Genomic DNA, 17,046 nt, shown 5'->3' with positions numbered 1-17,046 from the left:
GCCGCAGGGACTTGCGATCGAGCGCAGCGACGGCGCGGACCGGCGGACCGTAGTGCATCAGATCAGCTCCACCGCGACATGGTGTTTGGCCTTGACCAGGTCATAGCGGGCCGGGACCGGCGGCGGCGGCAGGTCGATCATCCGCTGCACCGCCAGCCGGGCGCGCTCGGCCATCTCTTCGGGCACTGTGACCTCGAAATGCATGTGAAGCAGGCAGTCGCGGATGTTCTCCAGGGTGATCCGCTTCATATAGGGGCACATGTTGCAGGGGCCGATGAAGCTGACCTCGGGCACGTCGCCCTGGATGTTGGCGGCCATCGAGCATTCGGTGATCAGCACCACCTGCTTCGGCTTGCGGCTGGTGATGTAGTCGGTCATCGCCGCGGTAGAACCGGCGAAGTCGGCCGCCGATAGCACCTCCTCCGGGCACTCGGGGTGAGCCAGGATTTCCGCGCCCGGATAGGCTTGGCGCATCTCGGCGATGTCGGAGGCGGTAAACCGCTCATGGACGATGCAACGGCCCTTCCAGGCGATGATGCCGACGTTGGTCTGGGCCGCGACGTTCTTCGCGAGGAATTCGTCCGGGATCAGGATGACGCGCTCGACGCCCCACTCCCTGGCCGCCCATTCCACCACCTGCACGGCGTTGGCGCTGGTGCAGCAGATGTCGGTCTCGGCCTTCACATCGGCCGTGGTGTTGACGTAGGTGACCACCGGCAGGCCCGGATAGCGCTGCTTGATCAGCCGCACGTCGGCGCCCGTGATCGCCTCGGCCAGCGAACAGCCGGCTTTCAGATCGGGGATCAGCACCGTCTTGTCGGGCGACAGGATCTTCGAGGTCTCGGCCATGAAATGCACGCCGGCCTGGACGATCACCTTCGCCGGCGACCGAGCGGCTTCCTTGGCCAGGCCGAGGCTGTCGCCGACGTAGTCGCCGACGCCGTGGAAGATCTCGGGCGTCATATAGTTGTGGGCGAGGATGACCGCGTCGCGCTCGCGCTTCAGGGCGTTGATCTCGTGGATCAGGGCGGCCTGGGCCGGCCATTCGATCGGCGTCACATGATCCTTGACCTTGGCCCACACCGGCGCGGTTTCCCGGGCGAGGGCCTCAGACAATCCGAACATTCCGTCCGCCATGGCAGTCCTTTTGCTCGATCTGAGCAAATCAGAGGTCCAAAGAACGGCGGAGGCCGTGAGAGGCGTCCGCCGACTTATGCTCACTTTCAGCATAAGCAGGAGCAATCTAGGCCGTCAGGGCAGGAAATCAAGAGGCGTACGGCGTTTCCGAGCCATCAAGTGAGGGCTCCTTCATGCCTGAGCAGCCACATCTTCCGCTCGAGTCCGCCAGCATAGCCGGTCAGGGAGCCGGTTGAGCCGATGACCCGGTGGCAAGGCACGATCAGGGCGACCGGGTTCTGGCCGTTGGCGAGGCCGGCGGCGCGGACGGCGCGGGGCGCGCCGATGGCGGCGGCGAGCTGGCCGTAGCTGCGCGTCTGGCCGGCCGGGATGGCGCGCAGGGCGGCCCAGACGGTGCGCTGGAAGGCCGTCCCGCCGGTCTTGACCGCGAGATCGTCCAAAGCCGCGAGATCGCCTTCGAAGTAGGCGGTCACGGCCCGGCGCACGGGGTCTGGCGCGCGGCCGGCCTCAAGCACGAAGCCGGGGAGATGACGGGCGAGCAGCCGCAGCATCCGCGCCTCATAGTCGGCGAAATCGAGCGCCCGGACGGCGCCGTCCGCGTCGGTCACCAGCAGGACCTCGCCGATGGGCGCGGCGATCCGGTCGAGGGTCAGGGTTTCAGGCTGCGCGTTGGGCATCACTCTTCTCCATCAGGTCCGCGCCCGTGATCCCGGCCACGGCGAGATGCAGGGCGCCGTAGGCGCGCCATGGCCGCCATGCCGCGGCGCGGGCGGCGAGGGCGGCGTCGTCGAGGCGGTCGTTCGGCGGTTCGGGGCTGTCGTCGATCCAGTCGCCCGGCAGTCGCAGGCCCGGGCACCCGGCCAGCAGCGGCTTGAGGACCGAGTCGGCCGACAGGTCGCGGGCTATGGCGTCGGGGTCGGCGGACAGGTCGAACACGCGGCGCACCCGGGCAAGCACGCCCGGCAAGGCCTTCAGGTCGGCGATCTCGACGCAGACCGCGACCCGGCCCGGTTCCGCCGGCTCGACAGTGACCGAGCCGTCCGCTCCGTCGATCGAGGGCGTCAGCGCGCGGGACCATTTGCGGCCGTCAACGCGGTCGCCCCGGGCGGCGAGGGCGGCGAGCATGGCGTCCCAGTCATAGGGCGGGCGGTAGGAGAGGGCCAGGCGGACGCCGCCGTCGTGCACCCGGTCGCCGCGGCGGCGCAGGGCCGAGGGCGGGCGGTCGTAGAGAGCCTGGAAGGTCTCGTTGAAGCGGCGGACGCTGCCGAAGCCGGAGGCGAGAGCGACCTGGGCCATGCTGAGGTCGGTCTGGTGGATCAGCGCCTTGGCCAGCAGGACGCGGCGAGTCTGGGCGACGCTGACGGGGGCGGCGCCGAGGTGCTGGCGGAACAGGCGGCGCAGGTGGCGCTCGCCGACGCCGAGACGGCCGGCGAGGGCGTCGACGTCGCCCTCATCCAGCGCCCCGGCCTCGATCAGGGCGAGGGCGCGGCTGACCGTGTTCGAGGTGCCACGCCAGGCCCCCATGTCGGGCGCGGTCTCGGGACGGCAGCGCAGGCAGGCGCGGAAGCCGGCCTCCTCGGCCGCGGCGGCGGTGGGGACGAAAAACATGTTCTCGCGCTTCGGCGTCCGGGCCGGGCAGACCGGGCGGCAGTAGATGCCGGTGGTCTTGACGCAGCCGAAGAAGCGGCCGTCGAAGCGCGCGTCCCGCGTCAGCACGGCGCGGTAGCAGGCCTCCTGATCCAGATCGCGGACGGTGTCCATGGCGGCAGGATGATCTCTGCCCGGTCGCGAGTCTCGCGGTTTTCGGACACGGCGGCTCAGGCGGCGGGGCCGGGGTCGGGTCTGGCCATCCGCCACAGGTTGGCGAAGATCTTGAACACCAGGCTGATGGCCGAGATCGCCAGCGCCCAAGTCATGATCAGCGACAGGGTGCTGGCCACCCCGACCAGATCCTGGCTGCCCTCGCCGAGCGCCCGCAGGCGGCCGAAGTCCAGCAGAACCCAGTCGCCGGCGATCTGCGCGGTCTCGCCGTCGCGGGTCAGGGTGAACCAGTGGCCGGCCTCGAAGATGGCCCAGGTCAACCAAAGGCCGGCGCCGGCGATGACGATCTGGGCGGCGGCGCGCATGCGGATCGCGTGGGGGCGCGCCAGGCTGGCCAGGTCGATGGCCATCTGGGCCAGGGCGTAGAACAGGATCGGGCCGTACAGGGCGGTCCAGACCGGCGCTCCGGTGACCGCCGCATCCTCGCCGCGCAGGCCGACACGCAGCAGGCCGGGGAAGTGGAGGAGGCCGATCCACCAGAGGACGAAGACGCCGACGGCGAGGAAGGAGAAGAGGTATTCCCCGCCCGGCCAGCGCACCGGCCGAAGCCGCGGCGCCCAGCTCGCCTTCGCAGGCCGGGTTTTGCCCATGGCCACACCCCAGGCCGCGGGGTCGGACAGGCCGAAGGCCGACAGTTCGTTGACCCGCCATTGGGTCATCCAGCGCGGCCGGTAGCCGACATGCTCCATCACCGCCCCGGCGACGGTGACGATGCCGATCAGGGTCAGGCCGGAGCTGATGAAGCCGTTGATCGCCTGGCTGATCGACTGGCCGGGGTCGGCGTGACCGCTGACCAGATTGAGCAGCAGGACGAGGGCCTGCACCGCCGCCATCAGCAGCAGTCCGGCCTTCACCGCGAACAGCCAGTAGGGGAAGAGCTCGGGTCCGATCAGGGCGTCCGGGCCCTTGCGATAGCGGGCGGCGACGACCAGGGGATGGCCGATCTCGTGCAGGATGGCTTCCTTCTCGTCGTCGGTCAGGGCGCGGCCCAGCTCCTCCTCCTTCGCTTCGAAGCGGCTGAGGATCAGGTCGCGCAGTTCGGCGATGATGTCGGCGCGTTCGTCCTGCCCGAGCTGGGCGGCGACGGCGTTGAGGTAGCGATCGATCAGGTCCATGGCGGTTTCCCCTTCAGCCCCGGTTTTCAGAGAATCTTGTCGAGCGAGGTGTTGATGCCCCGCCATTCGTCGGCCAGCGCGGCCAGCATTTCGGTTCCGGCGGCGGACAGGACGTAGAAGCGTTTCCGGCGCTTCTCCTCCTCGCGCCATTCGCTATCCAGCAGGCCCTGGCTCTCGAGCCGGCGCAGCAGGGGGTAGAGGGTCGATTCCTCCATCTCCAGACCATCGGCAGCAAGGGCCTGACGCAGGGTGTAGCCGTAGCGCTCGGTCCGCAGGCAGGCGAGCACGGCCAAGACCAGAGAGCCGCGGCGCAGCTCCAGCCGCATCGATTCAAAGAGGTCCGGATCGACGCTCATGCTGGTGCCCTGTCCGCCACATAGTGTGTGCCACACAGTGTATGGCGCATACTGTATGACGCTGTCAATCACCGTTCTTCAGACGGGCGTTTTCAGCCGCCCTTGGCGCGGCGGCGGAAGGCGTGAAGCAGGGGCTCGGTGTAGCCGTTGGGCTGGGTCGCCCCCTCGAAGACGAGGGCGCGGGCGGCGGCGAAGGCGAGGCTGTTCGCCGGGTCGGGGGCCATGGGCTGGTACAGGGGATCGGCGGCGTTCTGGGCGTCGACCTTGGCGGCCATGCGCAACAGCGCCGCGTCGACCTGTTCGGGGGTGCAGACGCCATGCAGCAGCCAGTTGGCCATGTGCTGGGAGGAGATGCGCAGGGTGGCGCGGTCTTCCATCAGGCCGACGTCGTGGATGTCGGGCACCTTGGAGCAGCCGACGCCCTGGTCGATCCAGCGGACGACATAGCCGAGCAACCCCTGCGCGTTGTTGTCGAGCTCCTCGGCGACCGCGGCGTCGGACCAGTTCTGGCCGGCGGCGAGCGGCGGGGTCAGCAGGGCGTCGAGGCCGGGGACCGGGCGGGCGGCGATGTCGGGGCGCAGGGCGAAGACGTCGGTCTGGTGATAGTGCAGGGCGTGCAGGGTGGCGGCGGTCGGCGACGGCACCCAGGCGGTGTTGGCGCCGGTCTTCGGATGGGCCGCCTTCTGGTCCAGCATCTCGGCCATGCGGTCGGGCGCGGCCCACATGCCCTTGCCGATCTGGGCCCTGCCGTCGAGGCCGCAGGCCAGGCCGATGGCGACGTTGCGAGCTTCGTAGGCGGCGATCCAGGCGGAGGTCTTGATGTCGCCCTTGCGCACCATCGGGCCGGCCTGCATCGCCGTGTGGATCTCGTCGCCGGTGCGGTCGAGGAAGCCGGTGTTGATGAAGACGATGCGGTCCCGAACCGCGTGGATGCAGGCGGCGAGATTGGCCGAGGTGCGGCGCTCCTCGTCCATGACGCCGACCTTGATCGTGTGGCGGGCGAGGCCCAGCGCGTCCTCGACGGCGTCGAACAGGGCGTCGGTGAAGGCGCACTCTTCCGGGCCGTGCATCTTGGGTTTGACGATGTAGATCGAACCGGCGCGGCTGTTGCGGACGGCCCCCTGCCCTTTCAGATCGTGCATGGCGATCAGGCTGGTGACGAGGGCGTCGAGGATGCCTTCGGGCGCCTCGGAGCCGTCGGGCAGCCGGATCGCCGGGGTGGTCATCAGGTGGCCGACGTTGCGCACGAACAGCAGTGAGCGGCCGGGCACGGTGATGGTCGAGCCGTCGGCGGCGGTGAAGGCGCGGTCGGGGGCGAGGGTGCGGGTCAGGCGTTCGCCGCCCTTGGTGAAGGTCTCGACCAGGTCGCCCTTCATCAGGCCGAGCCAGTTGCGGTAGGCGGCGGTCTTGTCGGCGGCGTCGACGGCGGCGACGGAGTCCTCGAGGTCGACGATGGTCGACAGGGCGGCTTCGAGCAGGACGTCGGACAGGTCGGCCGGGTCGTCGCGGCCGATCGGGTGGTCGGGGTCGAACACCACCTCGATGTGCAGGCCATGGTGGCGGAACAGGCGCGAGCGATGGGTGCGGCCGACGTATTGGGCGGGGTCGCGCAGGGCGAGGTCGCCGACGGCCCCGGGCAGGTCGGACCAGGAGCCCTCGGCCAGCGGGACCGCCGCGTCGAGGAAGGCCTTCGCCCGGGCGACGACGCGGGCGCCGCGTTCGGGATCGTAGCCGCCGGCCGGCGGCAGGTCGCCGAGCGCGTCGGTGCCGTAGAGGGCGTCATACAGGCTGCCCCAGCGGGCGTTGGCGGCGTTGAGCACGAAGCGGGCGTTGAGGACGGGCACGACCAGCTGCGGGCCGGCGAGGGTCGCGACCTCGGCGTCGACGTTGTGCGTGCCGATGGCGAAGGGGGCGGGTTCGTCGACGAGGTAGCCGATCTGGCGCAGGAAGGCGGCCGTGGCGGCGGGGTCGTGGGGCTGGCCGCGGCGGTCGGCGTGCCAGGCGTCGAGGCGGGCCTGCAGGTCGTCGCGGACGGCGAGCAGGCGGTGGTTCTGCGGGGCGAAGCGGGCGAAGACGTCGGCGGCGCCGGCCCAGAAGCGGTCCGCGTCGAGGTCGAGGCCGGGGAGGACCTCGGTCTCGATGAAGGCGGCGAGGTCTTCGGCGACCTGCAGTCCGGCGCGCGGCGTCATCGACATGGGCGTCTCCTTCTGGGCAGGCCTGTAACATTCCGTGATGACCCGGGGGAAGTCGAGGGGGATTTGCGATTGGGGCATGACTCTTCGCCGCCTGCGGACAGTCGGGGATGGGAAGGCGTGCGGAGCGCCGGGCCTGCGCCCGGAGTTCGTTGTGGTGTACCGTTTCGACGCAGACTGACACTCCGCGTGGAGGCGGACGGAAGCTTGCGTCGGGTGGCGGTCTTATCGCCTTACCGCAGCGCCTCCGGCGGGCGGGCCGTGCTTGCGACACAGTCCCCGGACCGGGCGAGTATCCCCCTCGCCCCTGACATCGCATCCGGCCTTTTCCTCAGCCGGACAGACCCCGGGCGTTGGCGATCCTGAGCTGACCGCCGGGAACCGGGCCCCCGCTTCTCCACATCCCGCCGCCAAAGGACGCAAGGCCTTTGCGCCTCCCCGTTCGACGGGACAGGGCGCATTTTACGGGAGGCCCGCCCTAGTACAGACAAAGCGGTTTGAGAAAAGGCTAGCGCGTTGAATATGAACGGGAATATTTTGATCACTAGACTATAGATTCGCGGATTGTAAGCACAGCGTCACGGGCCTCACCTCTCCATTCGCGAAGCGAATGGGGAGGACAGATCGGCGCGTCAGCGACGATCAGGTGGGGGCGGCGCCGGCGGTGAGTGAGTCCGGCGCGAACCCACGTCTGACGGAGCCGCCCCCTCCTGATCGCTTCGCGATCTCGTCGTCCGGTCGCCTCCGGCGACCGTTCCTCCACCCCATCGGCCTTCGCCGACGGGGAGGTGAACGCTGTCACGGCCTCCCCATTCGCCTTCGCGAATGGGGAGGTGAGCTGACAGCGCGCGCCCCGGCCTTGACTTGGCCGTATTGACGCGTCACTTGTGCTGCATCGCACAATCGCGATCGCCGTCCGCCTCCAGCGCGTGTGGGTCTTCCGAACCGGAGACCTGACTGTAGCAGCGGCCGGTCCTCCAGAATTCATTCGCTGCCCGGACACGCGGGGCGGCGCCCGATCCACCCCGACGATGTCACGCTGACATCCCATCGGGACTGGCGGTGCGCGGCCTTAGGCTTGTCAGCCGGTCGATGCGCGTCGCCGCATACGCGAAAGAACGTTCCACGTGAGCAACAAGACCTTCGACACCATGGGCCTGAATCCGGCCCTCCTGCAGGCGCTGATCTCGGAAGGCTATACGACGCCGACGCCGATCCAGCAGCAGGCCATCCCCGACGTCATGGCCGGCAAGGACCTGCTGGGCATCGCCCAGACCGGGACCGGCAAGACCGCCGCCTTCGCCCTGCCGATCCTGCACCGCCTGGCCGAGAACCGCACCCCGCCGGTGCCGCGCACCACGCGGGTGCTGATCCTGTCGCCGACGCGCGAACTGGCCAGCCAGATCGCCGAGAGCTTCAAGAGCTATGGCAAACACCTCGGCTTCCGCGTCGCCGTGATCTTCGGCGGCGTCAAATACGGGCCGCAGGAGCGCGCCCTGCAACAGGGCCTCGACGTCCTGGTGGCCACGCCCGGCCGTCTGCTGGACCATATGCAGCAGAAGACCCTGGACCTGAGCCGCACCGAAATCTTCGTCCTCGACGAGGCCGACCAGATGCTGGACCTCGGCTTCGTCAAGCCGATCCGCCAGATCGTCAGCCGCATCCCGGCCAAGCGCCAGAACCTGTTCTTCTCGGCCACCATGCCGACCGAGATCGGCAAGCTGGCGGGCGAGCTGCTGAAGGACCCGGTCAAGGTCCAGGTGACGCCGCAGGCGACCACGGTGCAGCGCATCAACCAGTCGGTGATCCACATCGAACAGGGCCGCAAGCGCGCCCTGCTGACCGAGATGTTCTCGGACGCCCGCTTCACCCGCTGCCTCGTCTTCACCAAGACCAAGCACGGGGCCGACAAGGTCGCGGCCTATCTCGAAGCCGGCGGCGTCGAGTCGGGCGCCATCCACGGCAACAAGAGCCAGCCGCAGCGCGAGCGCACGCTGGAGGCCTTCAAGAAGGGCAAGCTGCGGGTGCTGGTGGCGACCGACATCGCCGCGCGCGGCATCGACGTCGACGGCGTCTCGCACGTGGTCAATTTCGAACTGCCGTTCGTGCCGGAAGCCTATGTCCACCGCATCGGCCGGACCGCCCGCGCCGGCGCCGACGGCACGGCGATCAGCTTCGTCGCCGGCGACGAGATGAAACTGCTGCGCGACATCGAAAAGGTCACGCGCCAGAAGATCCCGGCCATCGACCGCCGCAACGACAAGGCCCTGGGCCTGCTGGACGCCTCGATCATGGCGGCCGGCGTCGGCACCAAGGCGACCATGCCGGACCGCGAGGACCGTGACGGCCGGGGCGGCCGCGGCGGCGAGCATCGCAACCGCAATCCGCGCCGCGACGGCGTCAAGCTGGAAGGCGGCGGGCAACCGCACCGCGTCCGCAAGCCGGGCCCGGGCCGCGACGTTCGGCCGACGCCGGAACGCGCCTTCGACCCGCTGGCGCGCGAGCGTCCGCGTCCGTCCAACAACGATCCGCGTCAGGGCGGCGGCAATGTCGCTGTGGCCGTGGCGGCCAAGCCGGACGGCGAGATCAAGCGCCGTCCGCGGCGCCGGCGTCCGTCGAATGGCGGACAGGGGTATGCGTCCAAGGGGTAGGGCTTAGGGTCCAGGGTCTAGGGACTAGAACGAATAACGCCCGCCGGAGCGATCCGGCGGGCGTTTTCGTGCGCGACGATACGCAGCGGAACTGCGCCGGAAATTCAGCCATTGAGACCGGAATGAGCCAGATCCCCCTGCGATTGCCTGCGCCGCTCCACCGGCGGATTGAGACAATGGCCGGAGCCTTGATGCGGGCCGACGGGATGGCGGTGGATTTCGCCGCGCCGGCCGGGGCGCCCGCCCTCGCGGCGCCGGACTCGGTGTCCTGGCGGGTGTTCAAGAACCCGGTCGCCCTGTTCATCGGCGGGGTGGCGGCGGTGCTGCTGGAGCTGGCCGAGCCGCGCGTGCGCTCGGGAGTCTGGGACCATACGAGCTTTCGCACAGAGCCGGTGACGCGGCTGAGGCGCACCGGGCTGGCGGCGATGATCACCGTCTATGCGGCGCGCGAGACGGCCGAGGCGATGATCGCCGGGGTCAACCGCCGCCACGCCCGGGTGACCGGAACGGCGGACGACGGCGCGGCCTATGCGGCCGACGATCCCGAACTGCTGGACTGGGTGCAGGCCACGGCCTCGTATGGCTTTCTGCAGGGCTACCACCGGTTCGTGGCGCCGCTGTCGCCGGCGGAGCGCGACCGGTTCTACGCCGAGGCGGAGCCGGCGGCGCGGTTGTACGGGGCGCTGAACAGTCCGATGAGTGAGGCCGAAGTGGAGCGGGCCTTCGACGCCATGGCGCCGAAGCTGGCGGCGTCGCCGGTGATCCGCGAGTTTCTTGAGATCATCCGCAGGGCCCCCGCCCTGCCCGCCGGGATGCGGCTGGCGCAGCCGCTGCTGGTGCGGGCGGCGGTCGATGTGCTGCCGGGCTGGGCGCGGGCGCGGCTGGACCTCGCCGACGAGGGTCTGGCGCCGTGGGAGCGGCCGGTGGTGCGGGCCACGGGCCGGGCGGCCGACCGGCTGGCGCTGGAGACGCTGCCGTCGGCCCGGGCCTGCGTGCGGATGGGGCTGCCGGCGGACTGGCTGTATCGACCGGAGGCCGCGGACCGGTCCTGATGGTCGCGAGCCGGCCGCAGTCCCTCAGAGGATCTCGTAGTGGATCGGCTTGAATGAGTGGTTGTTCGACTGCAGGGCCGAGCAGGCGGTCAGGCCGATGATCAGGTCCATTTTGGCCTCGAAGACGGTGAAGTCGCCGGCCTTGCTGAGCGGCGGTTCGACCGTCAGGGCGCCGGTGGCGCCGTCGACGGGCACGTTCATGAAGACGTTGAAGGCGGTCGGGATCTGGTCGGGGACGACGCCGTACGGGGCGAGGGCCTCGGCGAGGTTGCCGAAACAGCCGCGGTGCGGGTCCGTGTCGCCGTAGATGATGCGGAAGGTGTCGGCCGAACAGGGCGTCAGCAGGAAGTCGTGGCGGCCGACCCGGTCCTCGCCGATGCGCAGCATGACGTTGGAGCGGTTGGAATAGAGGGCGTCGCCGGTCGTCAGATAGATGCGGCTGGCGTAGTCGAGGGTGCGGCCGGAGGAGATGACCTCGGCGATGTCGTGCCGGTTGAAGGCCAGCAGGTCGCTGACCTGTTCGCCGCGCGGGTCGATGACCTTGAGCCGCTGGCCGGCCTTGAGCTCGAAGGCGACGCCGGAGCGGGGCGGGATTTCATTCGGCATGGCGGCATTTCACGGACTGGGGGTCGAAGGGGGCGGACCAGGACTCGTCGACGGCGCGGCCGCTGTACTGGCGCGCCTCGGAGGTCTCGCCATGGCGGGCCAGCATCGGATTGACGGCGCCGGCGAGGGTCACGTCGCGCTGCAGGATGCTGGCGCGCAGTTTCTCATAGGTGCCGGCGGCGCGCAGCATTTCGAACTGGCGGTGCAGGTTGAAGACCACCGCCGGGGTGTGGAAGCGCCGCGCCGGCCGGCTGGCGCCCGGGTGCATGCCGACGGCGAAGAAGGCCTCGCCGCCGAAGCTGAGCGAGAAATGCGGGCTGTTGGGGTCCGGGTCGACGGTGGCGTCATAGGGCACGCCGTTGAAGGCGTCCTTGTCGGCGAGCGACTGGATGCGGTCCCACATGGCGCGCTCGAAGGCCAGTTCGTCGAGGTCGCGCGGGCCCTCGAAGATGACGACGAAGCTCTGGAACAGGGTCGGGTCGACGGTGAAGCGGCGAGCCGCCTCGAACAGGCCGGGGTGGATGCGCAAGTCGTCCCAAGACGAGGTGATGTCGCGGGCGACGATGATGTCCATCTGGCTGCGCGCAAGGGCGGACTTGGCCCCGACGCAGGGAAAGGCCTGGTCGCGGACGAAGCTCTCGAAGGCCTGGGCCAGCGGATGGTCGTTGGTGGTGACGGCGGCGGTCATGCGGATGTCCGGTTGGTCAGCAGGTGGACCGAGTAGAGGTTTTCGCTGTCGGTCCAGGCGTCGAGGGTGCGCCAGCCAGCCCGGGCGGCGAGGGCGGCGAAGCTGTCGAGGGTGTATTTGTGGGAATATTCCAGCACGATCGGCTGTCCGGCCGGCAGGTCGAAGGTCTGGCCGGCGATGGTCAGCGACAGGTCGCGTAACGGATAGATGCCGGCCTCGATGCGGTGGGCCTCGGTGTTGTAGATGGCCTCGTGGCGGAAGTCGGCCTTGTCGAGGTCGGCGCCGAGCTCGCGGTTGATGCGGTCGACGATGTTGAGGTTGAAGTCCCAGATGGCGCCGCCCGGGTCGTTGTAGGCGCGGCGCAGGACCTCCGGGTCCTTCTGCAGGTCGACGCCGGCGAGGAACAGGCTGTCGGGACCCAGCTGGCCGTGCATGCGACGCAGGAAGGCCTCGCTGTTTTCGGGCAGGAAGTTGCACAGGGTCGTGCCGGGGAAAAAGCCGAGCACGAGGCTGTCGCCGACGATGGCGGACAGGTCGAAATCCTTGGTGAAGTCGGCGCTGATCGGCACGACCTCAAGGTCGGGATAGTCGCGGCGGATGGCCGCGGCGGACGCCAGGAGCTGGGCTTGGGAGATGTCGACCGGGACATAGCGGGTCAGGTCGGGCATGGCGTCGAGCAGATGGCGGACCTTGACGCTGGCGCCGCTGCCCAGTTCGACGAGGCTGCCGCCGGCGCCGAGGGCGCGGGCGATATCGGGGCCGTGCGTCCGCAGGATCTCCCGCTCCGCCCGGGCGCCATAGTAGTTGTCCGAGGCGACGATGCCCTCGAACAGGGCGGCGCCGGCGTCGTCATACAGCCATTTGCTGGCCAGCCGGCGCGGCCGCAGGGACAGGCTGTGCGCGACGGAGGCTGCAAAATCGAAATCGGCGAGGTTGGGCTCGGCGTCGAACACGGCGGCGGTATCCTGGGCTCGGGGGAGGCGTCAGCACGCGTGGCGGCGGCGACGGGGCCCATGTAACGTTGTGCGCGGGGGGCTGTTCCCGATGGTCTCGGGGGACCGGGCCGGGCCGGAGCCGGGCTCAGGCCGCGAGCGGCAGGGCGGTGGGCGCCACGGCGCGCTCGATCCGGCTGACCACCCGCTCGCCGGCATGGACGCTGACCCGGGCCCAGCCGGCGACGGTGTCGGCGACCTCGAGCGCACGGGCGCGCGCGGTCAGGTCGTCGCGCGCGTCCAGCACGCACAGCTCCGCCACCGGTTCCGCGTCCGTGCCGACGATGCAGTAGTAGCTGTCCATGGAATCCTCGCCTTGGGCGCAGTGAACTACCCGCGACACGACTCGTTCCTGTGACGGCTTTTCGACCGTTTTCAGAAACGAAAAACGGATGGCGCCGTGCGGGCGCGGGGATTGCCCGAACGGCCGTCCGGTGAATAATATTGCGATGCACCATGAAATGCTGCGCCGCAGCATCCATATGGGATGCAGGGCCCTGTCGGCCTGTGAGGAGTCTTCATGCCCCGTCTCGGCCCGACCGTCGCCGCTCTCAGGATGCCGCGCATGCCCGGCGCGGACGCCGCGGGCGCCGGCAGACTCCGGACCGTGGCGGGATCCGGCTCCAATCCCGGCCGGCTGGTGATGAAGGTGCATGCGCCGGTGGATCGAGGACCGGGCGCGGCGCTGGTTGTCGTGCTGCACGGCTGCACCCAGACGGCGGAGGAGTACGCCGCCGCCGCCGGCTGGCTGGACCTCGCCGACCGCTTCGGCTTCGTCGTCATGACGCCGGAACAGGCGAGGCCGAACAATCCGAACCTGTGCTTCAACTGGTTCCAGCCCGGCGACATCCGGCGCGGCGCCGGCGAGGCGGAGTCGATAGCGCAGATGATCGCGCACACGGTCGGCGCGTACGATCTGGATGCGAGCCGGGTGTTCATCACCGGCCTGTCGGCGGGCGGGGCGATGACCTCGGTGATGCTGGCGACCTACCCGGAGCTGTTCGCCGGCGGCGCGATCGTCGCCGGCCTGCCCTTTGGGGTCGCCGCGTCCGTGCCCGAGGCGATGGAGGCGATGGCGATGACGGCCGCGCCGTCCGCCGCGACGCTGGGAGCCGCCGTGCGCGGCGCGAGCGCTCACGCCGGGCCGTGGCCGACCGTCAGCGTCTGGCACGGCCAGGCGGACCGGGTGGTGCGCCCGGCCGCCGGGGAGGCGGTCGCCGCCCAGTGGCGCGCGGTGCACGGCGCCACGGGGCCGGCGCAGACGGCCCGCACGCCGGACGGGCGCGACTTCCTCGTCTGGCTGGCGCCGGACGGCGAGCCGGCGGTGGAGCTGCATCGCGTCCCCGGCCTTGGCCATGGCGCGCCGGTCAGGGCGACCGGACCCAACGGCTGCGGCCACGCCTCGCTCTACACGCCGGAGACGGGGGTTTCGTCCAGTTTCGAGATCGCGCTCGGATGGGGTCTGGTCGAACGGGACGCCGCGGCGGCGCCGTCAGGGACGCGCCCGCCGCCCCGTCCGGCGGCTATGGAGCGCCCGGCGCCGGTACGGCCTGGCCCGGCTGACGGCGTAAGCCGGGTGATCAACGACGCCTTGCGCGCGGCGGGTCTGCTGCAGTGAGCCTCGCCCCCGAAGGACGAGCGCCCTGCCCGGCCTGAACCGGGACGAGGGTTGCGCCCGCCGTCAAAACTCCCCGGCGATCCCCACTCTGAAGGCCGCGTTGTCGCCGCCGCCGTAGGAGAAGCCGGCCGTCAGCGCGAGCGGGGCGTCGAGATCGAGCCGGCGGGCGATCGCGCCGCCGATGGCCTGTTCGTCGCGGTAGGTCGCGCCGTTGAGGACATAGCTGGTCCGGCCCGGCCGCGAGGGGATCGGGGCCGTGCCGATGGCGATGGCGGTGGCGACGCCCCGGCGCATCTCGCGACGATCGGCCCGCATCTGCTGGTCGAGCTGATCGATCGCGGCGGGGCCGAAGTCGGCCAGCGCCAGATTGCCCCCGGCGTCCGCGGTGACATAGCGGGTGTCGCCCGACTGCGCCGCGCGGCTGGCGGTCGAACCGATGCCGGCCAGGGTGTAGGTCGAGCCGGCGCCGCCCAGCGCGACCTGTCCGGGGCGGCTGGCCACGGAGCCCTCGCCGATGGCGACGCTGCCCGCCGCGTCGGCCCGGGCGCCGAAGCCGAGGGCGATCGCGGAGCGGCCATTGGCGATGCTGTCGGCCCCGAGGGCGATCGCGCCGTCGCCGGTCGCGGTGTTGTCGGCGCCGATGGCGACGGCGCCGCGCCCGGTGGCGATATTGGGATCGCCGATCGCCACGGCGCCGGCGCCCGAGGCGCGGTTGCCGGCGCCGATCGACACGGCCGCGCCATTCTCGGCCACAGCGTCGGTTCCGATGGCGACCGAGCGCGCGCCGCTGGCGACCGAGCCGCTGCCCATGGCCATCGCATTGGCGCCGCTGGCCAGAGCCAGCGGGCCGGTCATGTTCATCTCGACATAGGCGGTGCGGGCCAGGGCGCGATCGGCGGAGGTCTGGGCGGCGGCGGCGTTGACCAGGGCGTTGTCGGCCACCGAGCGGGCGAGACTGGCGTCGATCGCGGCGTTGTTCGCCGCCTGCTGGGCGGCGTCGGCGCGCACGCCGGCAGAATCGGCGGTGCGCTGGGCGGTCTCGGCGTTCGCGAGCGCGGCCTGCGCCGTCTGCGCCGTCACCGCGCCGCTCGCCAAGGCCTGATTGGCGAGGTCGCGCGCCTCGTCGGCGCGGGCCTGTGCGGCGACGGCCTCGCCGCGCGCGTCGGCGGCTTCGATCGCGGCGAAGTCGGCGCGCGATTGCGCCGCGGCGGCGTGGCTCAGGGCGGTGTTGGCCGTGCCCTGGGCCGCGGCGGCTTCGCTGCGCGCGATGTCGGCGGTGGCCTGGGCCGTGTCCGCGGCGGTCTGCGCCGTGGCGGCGTTGGCGAGGGCGGTGTCGGCGGTGCTTTGCGCCGCCGCGACGTTCGCATTGGTGGTGAACAACTGCCCGCCGGTTACGGCATCGGTGGAGTCCGCCGTCAGCGTGCCGGCGCCGACATTGACGATGCGGCGCTGCGTCGTCGTGTTGCCGACCGAGACCGTGTCGGCGACGTCGGCCAGAGACCCCGCGCCCAGCGCCACGGCGCCCGAGGCCGACGCCCGGGCCGAATCGCCGATCACGGTCGAGTTGACCGCCTCGGCGCGCGCTTGCTGGCCAAGGGCGACGGCGTTGGTGGCGCCGCCATAGGCGGCTCCGCCGAGCGCGATGGCGCCGCCGGCGCCGACCGCGGTGCCGGCGTCGGAGCCGATGGCGATGGAATCGCCGCCCGCCGCGGTCGGTCCGGGGCCGCCCTGAAAGCCGCCGCCGATGGCGATGGCGGAATTGCCGCTGGCGTTGGCGGTGGAGCCGAGAGCGACACTGCCGGTGGTGGCGGCGCTGCTGCCCTGGCCGACGGCGGTGGCGTTGGTTCCGGCGGCGCTGCTCGAGGCGCCGAGGGCGAGCGCGCCGCCGCCGGCGGCGCTGGCGTTGTAGCCGATCCCCACGGCGCGGGCGCCGCCGCCGCTGGCGATGGTCCCCAGGGCGATGGCGTCAAGCCCGGAAGCGCGCGTGAACTCGCCCGCGTCGGCGATGCCGTCGCTGTCGAGATCGATCCAGCCGCCGATGGCGACGCCGCGGGTCTGGGTGGCGGAGGCGGATTGGCCGATGGCGACACTCTGATCGCCTGTCGCCGAGCTGTTATAGCCGGCCCCGACGGCGCCCGCCGCAGAGCGCGCCCCCGAGCCGAGGGCGGTTGAGCCGACGCCGTTGGCGAGCGCCCCCGCGCCGAACGCGCTGGAATAGTCGAAATAGGCATTGGCGGAGGCGCCCAGGGCGGTGGTCCATGCGGCGTTTGCGAGGGCGTAGCGGCCGATCGCCGTCGCCATGTCGTCGCCCGCATAGGAATTGTAGCCGAGGGCGACGGTCTCGTTGGCGTTGGCCGAGGCGCTGGCGCCCATCGCCACCGAGCGCAGACCGATCGCGCTTGCATAGGGGCCTATGGCCGTTGCGAGATCGTCATTGGCGAGGGCCTGAACGCCGAGCGCGACGGCGTCGGCCCCGATGGCCGACGCATCGTTGCCGACGGCCGTGCCGCGGTCGCCAAGGGCGTTGGCTTCACTACCCATGGCGGTGCTGCCGTCGCCGGTCGCGTTCGCGGTCGACCCGATCGCCGTGGCGTCCGGCCCGGCATCGGCGTCGTTGCCCACCGCTGTTGAATTCGCACCGAAGGCGTCCGCATTCGTCCCGCAAGCGACCGAATTGACGCCCGTCGCGGCGCCCGACCCGCAGGTCTGGGCCGCCGCGGGGGTCGCCAGCATGGCCAGCGCCATGGCCCCCGCCAAACCGAGCAGGCACCGGCGGAGCGCTTGGCCCGAAACCCGAAATGCGATCATCAGAAACCCC

14 protein-coding genes are annotated in these 17,046 nt (G+C 70.9%); 3 read left to right on the top strand and 11 right to left on the bottom strand.

Features of this window, described 5'->3' with window-relative positions:
* Positions 1–57 precede the first annotated feature (57 nt).
* The 6 genes from nadA to ACK4JY_RS04830 all read right to left on the bottom strand — a co-directional run bounded on the left by nadA (position 58) and on the right by ACK4JY_RS04830 (position 6,624).
* Positions 58–1,137 carry a quinolinate synthase NadA gene (gene nadA, locus ACK4JY_RS04855; RefSeq protein WP_409603363.1) on the bottom strand — a complete coding sequence of 360 codons (1,080 nt, stop codon included), beginning with the start codon at positions 1,135–1,137 and terminating at the stop codon, positions 58–60.
* A gap of 155 nt (positions 1,138–1,292) precedes the next feature.
* Positions 1,293–1,814, bottom strand: coding sequence for a methylated-DNA--[protein]-cysteine S-methyltransferase (locus ACK4JY_RS04850; protein ID WP_409603361.1), 522 nt, complete (start codon positions 1,812–1,814; stop codon positions 1,293–1,295).
* Entirely contained in the window at positions 1,795–2,898 is a 1,104-nt protein-coding gene (locus ACK4JY_RS04845; RefSeq protein ID WP_409603359.1) for a bifunctional transcriptional activator/DNA repair enzyme AdaA, read from the bottom strand. Before ACK4JY_RS04845 ends, ACK4JY_RS04850 begins: the two co-directional genes overlap by 20 nt.
* Positions 2,899–2,954: 56 nt before the next feature.
* Positions 2,955–4,073 carry a hypothetical protein gene (locus ACK4JY_RS04840; RefSeq protein ID WP_409603357.1) on the bottom strand — a complete coding sequence of 373 codons (1,119 nt, stop codon included), beginning with the start codon at positions 4,071–4,073 and terminating at the stop codon, positions 2,955–2,957.
* 26 nt (positions 4,074–4,099) lie between these two features.
* The gene (locus ACK4JY_RS04835) at positions 4,100–4,429 is read right to left on the bottom strand and encodes a PadR family transcriptional regulator (protein ID WP_409603355.1); all 330 of its coding nucleotides are present in this window, start codon (positions 4,427–4,429) and stop codon (positions 4,100–4,102) included.
* 92 nt (positions 4,430–4,521) lie between these two features.
* Positions 4,522–6,624 carry a malate synthase G gene (locus ACK4JY_RS04830; RefSeq protein WP_409603353.1) on the bottom strand — a complete coding sequence of 701 codons (2,103 nt, stop codon included), beginning with the start codon at positions 6,622–6,624 and terminating at the stop codon, positions 4,522–4,524.
* Positions 6,625–7,748: 1,124 nt separating this feature from the next.
* On the opposite strand from ACK4JY_RS04830, the gene ACK4JY_RS04825 reads away from it, so the two are divergent.
* Both ACK4JY_RS04825 and ACK4JY_RS04820 read left to right on the top strand, forming a co-directional pair.
* The gene (locus tag ACK4JY_RS04825) at positions 7,749–9,272 is read left to right on the top strand and encodes a DEAD/DEAH box helicase (RefSeq protein ID WP_409603351.1); all 1,524 of its coding nucleotides are present in this window, start codon (positions 7,749–7,751) and stop codon (positions 9,270–9,272) included.
* Between the two features lie 176 nt (positions 9,273–9,448).
* Positions 9,449–10,324: an oxygenase MpaB family protein gene (locus tag ACK4JY_RS04820; protein WP_409603349.1), complete on the top strand. Its 876-nt coding sequence runs from the start codon at positions 9,449–9,451 to the stop codon at positions 10,322–10,324.
* A 24-nt stretch (positions 10,325–10,348) separates the two neighbouring features.
* On the opposite strand, the gene ACK4JY_RS04815 is transcribed toward ACK4JY_RS04820, so the two are convergent.
* From ACK4JY_RS04815 to ACK4JY_RS04800, 4 genes are all read right to left on the bottom strand, one after another.
* On the bottom strand, positions 10,349–10,930 hold the full coding sequence (locus ACK4JY_RS04815; protein ID WP_409603347.1) for a DUF1989 domain-containing protein: 582 nt from the start codon (positions 10,928–10,930) through the stop codon (positions 10,349–10,351).
* On the bottom strand, positions 10,920–11,618 hold the full coding sequence (gene gntA / locus ACK4JY_RS04810) for a guanitoxin biosynthesis heme-dependent pre-guanitoxin N-hydroxylase GntA (protein ID WP_409603345.1): 699 nt from the start codon (positions 11,616–11,618) through the stop codon (positions 10,920–10,922). Before gntA ends, ACK4JY_RS04815 begins: the two co-directional genes overlap by 11 nt.
* On the bottom strand, positions 11,615–12,571 hold the full coding sequence (gene egtD / locus ACK4JY_RS04805) for an L-histidine N(alpha)-methyltransferase (protein WP_409603343.1): 957 nt from the start codon (positions 12,569–12,571) through the stop codon (positions 11,615–11,617). The genes gntA and egtD overlap by 4 nt, the downstream gene beginning before the upstream one ends.
* Positions 12,572–12,698: 127 nt before the next feature.
* The gene (locus ACK4JY_RS04800) at positions 12,699–12,953 is read right to left on the bottom strand and encodes a hypothetical protein (RefSeq protein ID WP_409603341.1); all 255 of its coding nucleotides are present in this window, start codon (positions 12,951–12,953) and stop codon (positions 12,699–12,701) included.
* A 177-nt stretch (positions 12,954–13,130) separates the two neighbouring features.
* On the opposite strand from ACK4JY_RS04800, the gene ACK4JY_RS04795 reads away from it, so the two are divergent.
* Positions 13,131–14,228 (top strand): alpha/beta hydrolase family esterase, encoded by a 1,098-nt coding sequence (locus tag ACK4JY_RS04795; protein ID WP_409603339.1) that lies wholly within the window; start codon positions 13,131–13,133, stop codon positions 14,226–14,228.
* Positions 14,229–14,291: 63 nt separating this feature from the next.
* Here ACK4JY_RS04795 and ACK4JY_RS04790 read toward each other — a convergent pair whose 3' ends face one another.
* A complete protein-coding gene (locus tag ACK4JY_RS04790) occupies positions 14,292–17,036 on the bottom strand; it encodes a hypothetical protein (RefSeq protein WP_409603338.1) in 2,745 nt (914 codons plus the stop codon).
* Positions 17,037–17,046: the final 10 nt, after the last annotated feature.

This window comes from Brevundimonas sp., from assembly GCF_046295595.1.
Taxonomy (GTDB): Bacteria; Pseudomonadota; Alphaproteobacteria; order Caulobacterales; family Caulobacteraceae; genus Brevundimonas.
This window is presented reverse-complemented; position numbering and strand designations above follow the sequence as displayed.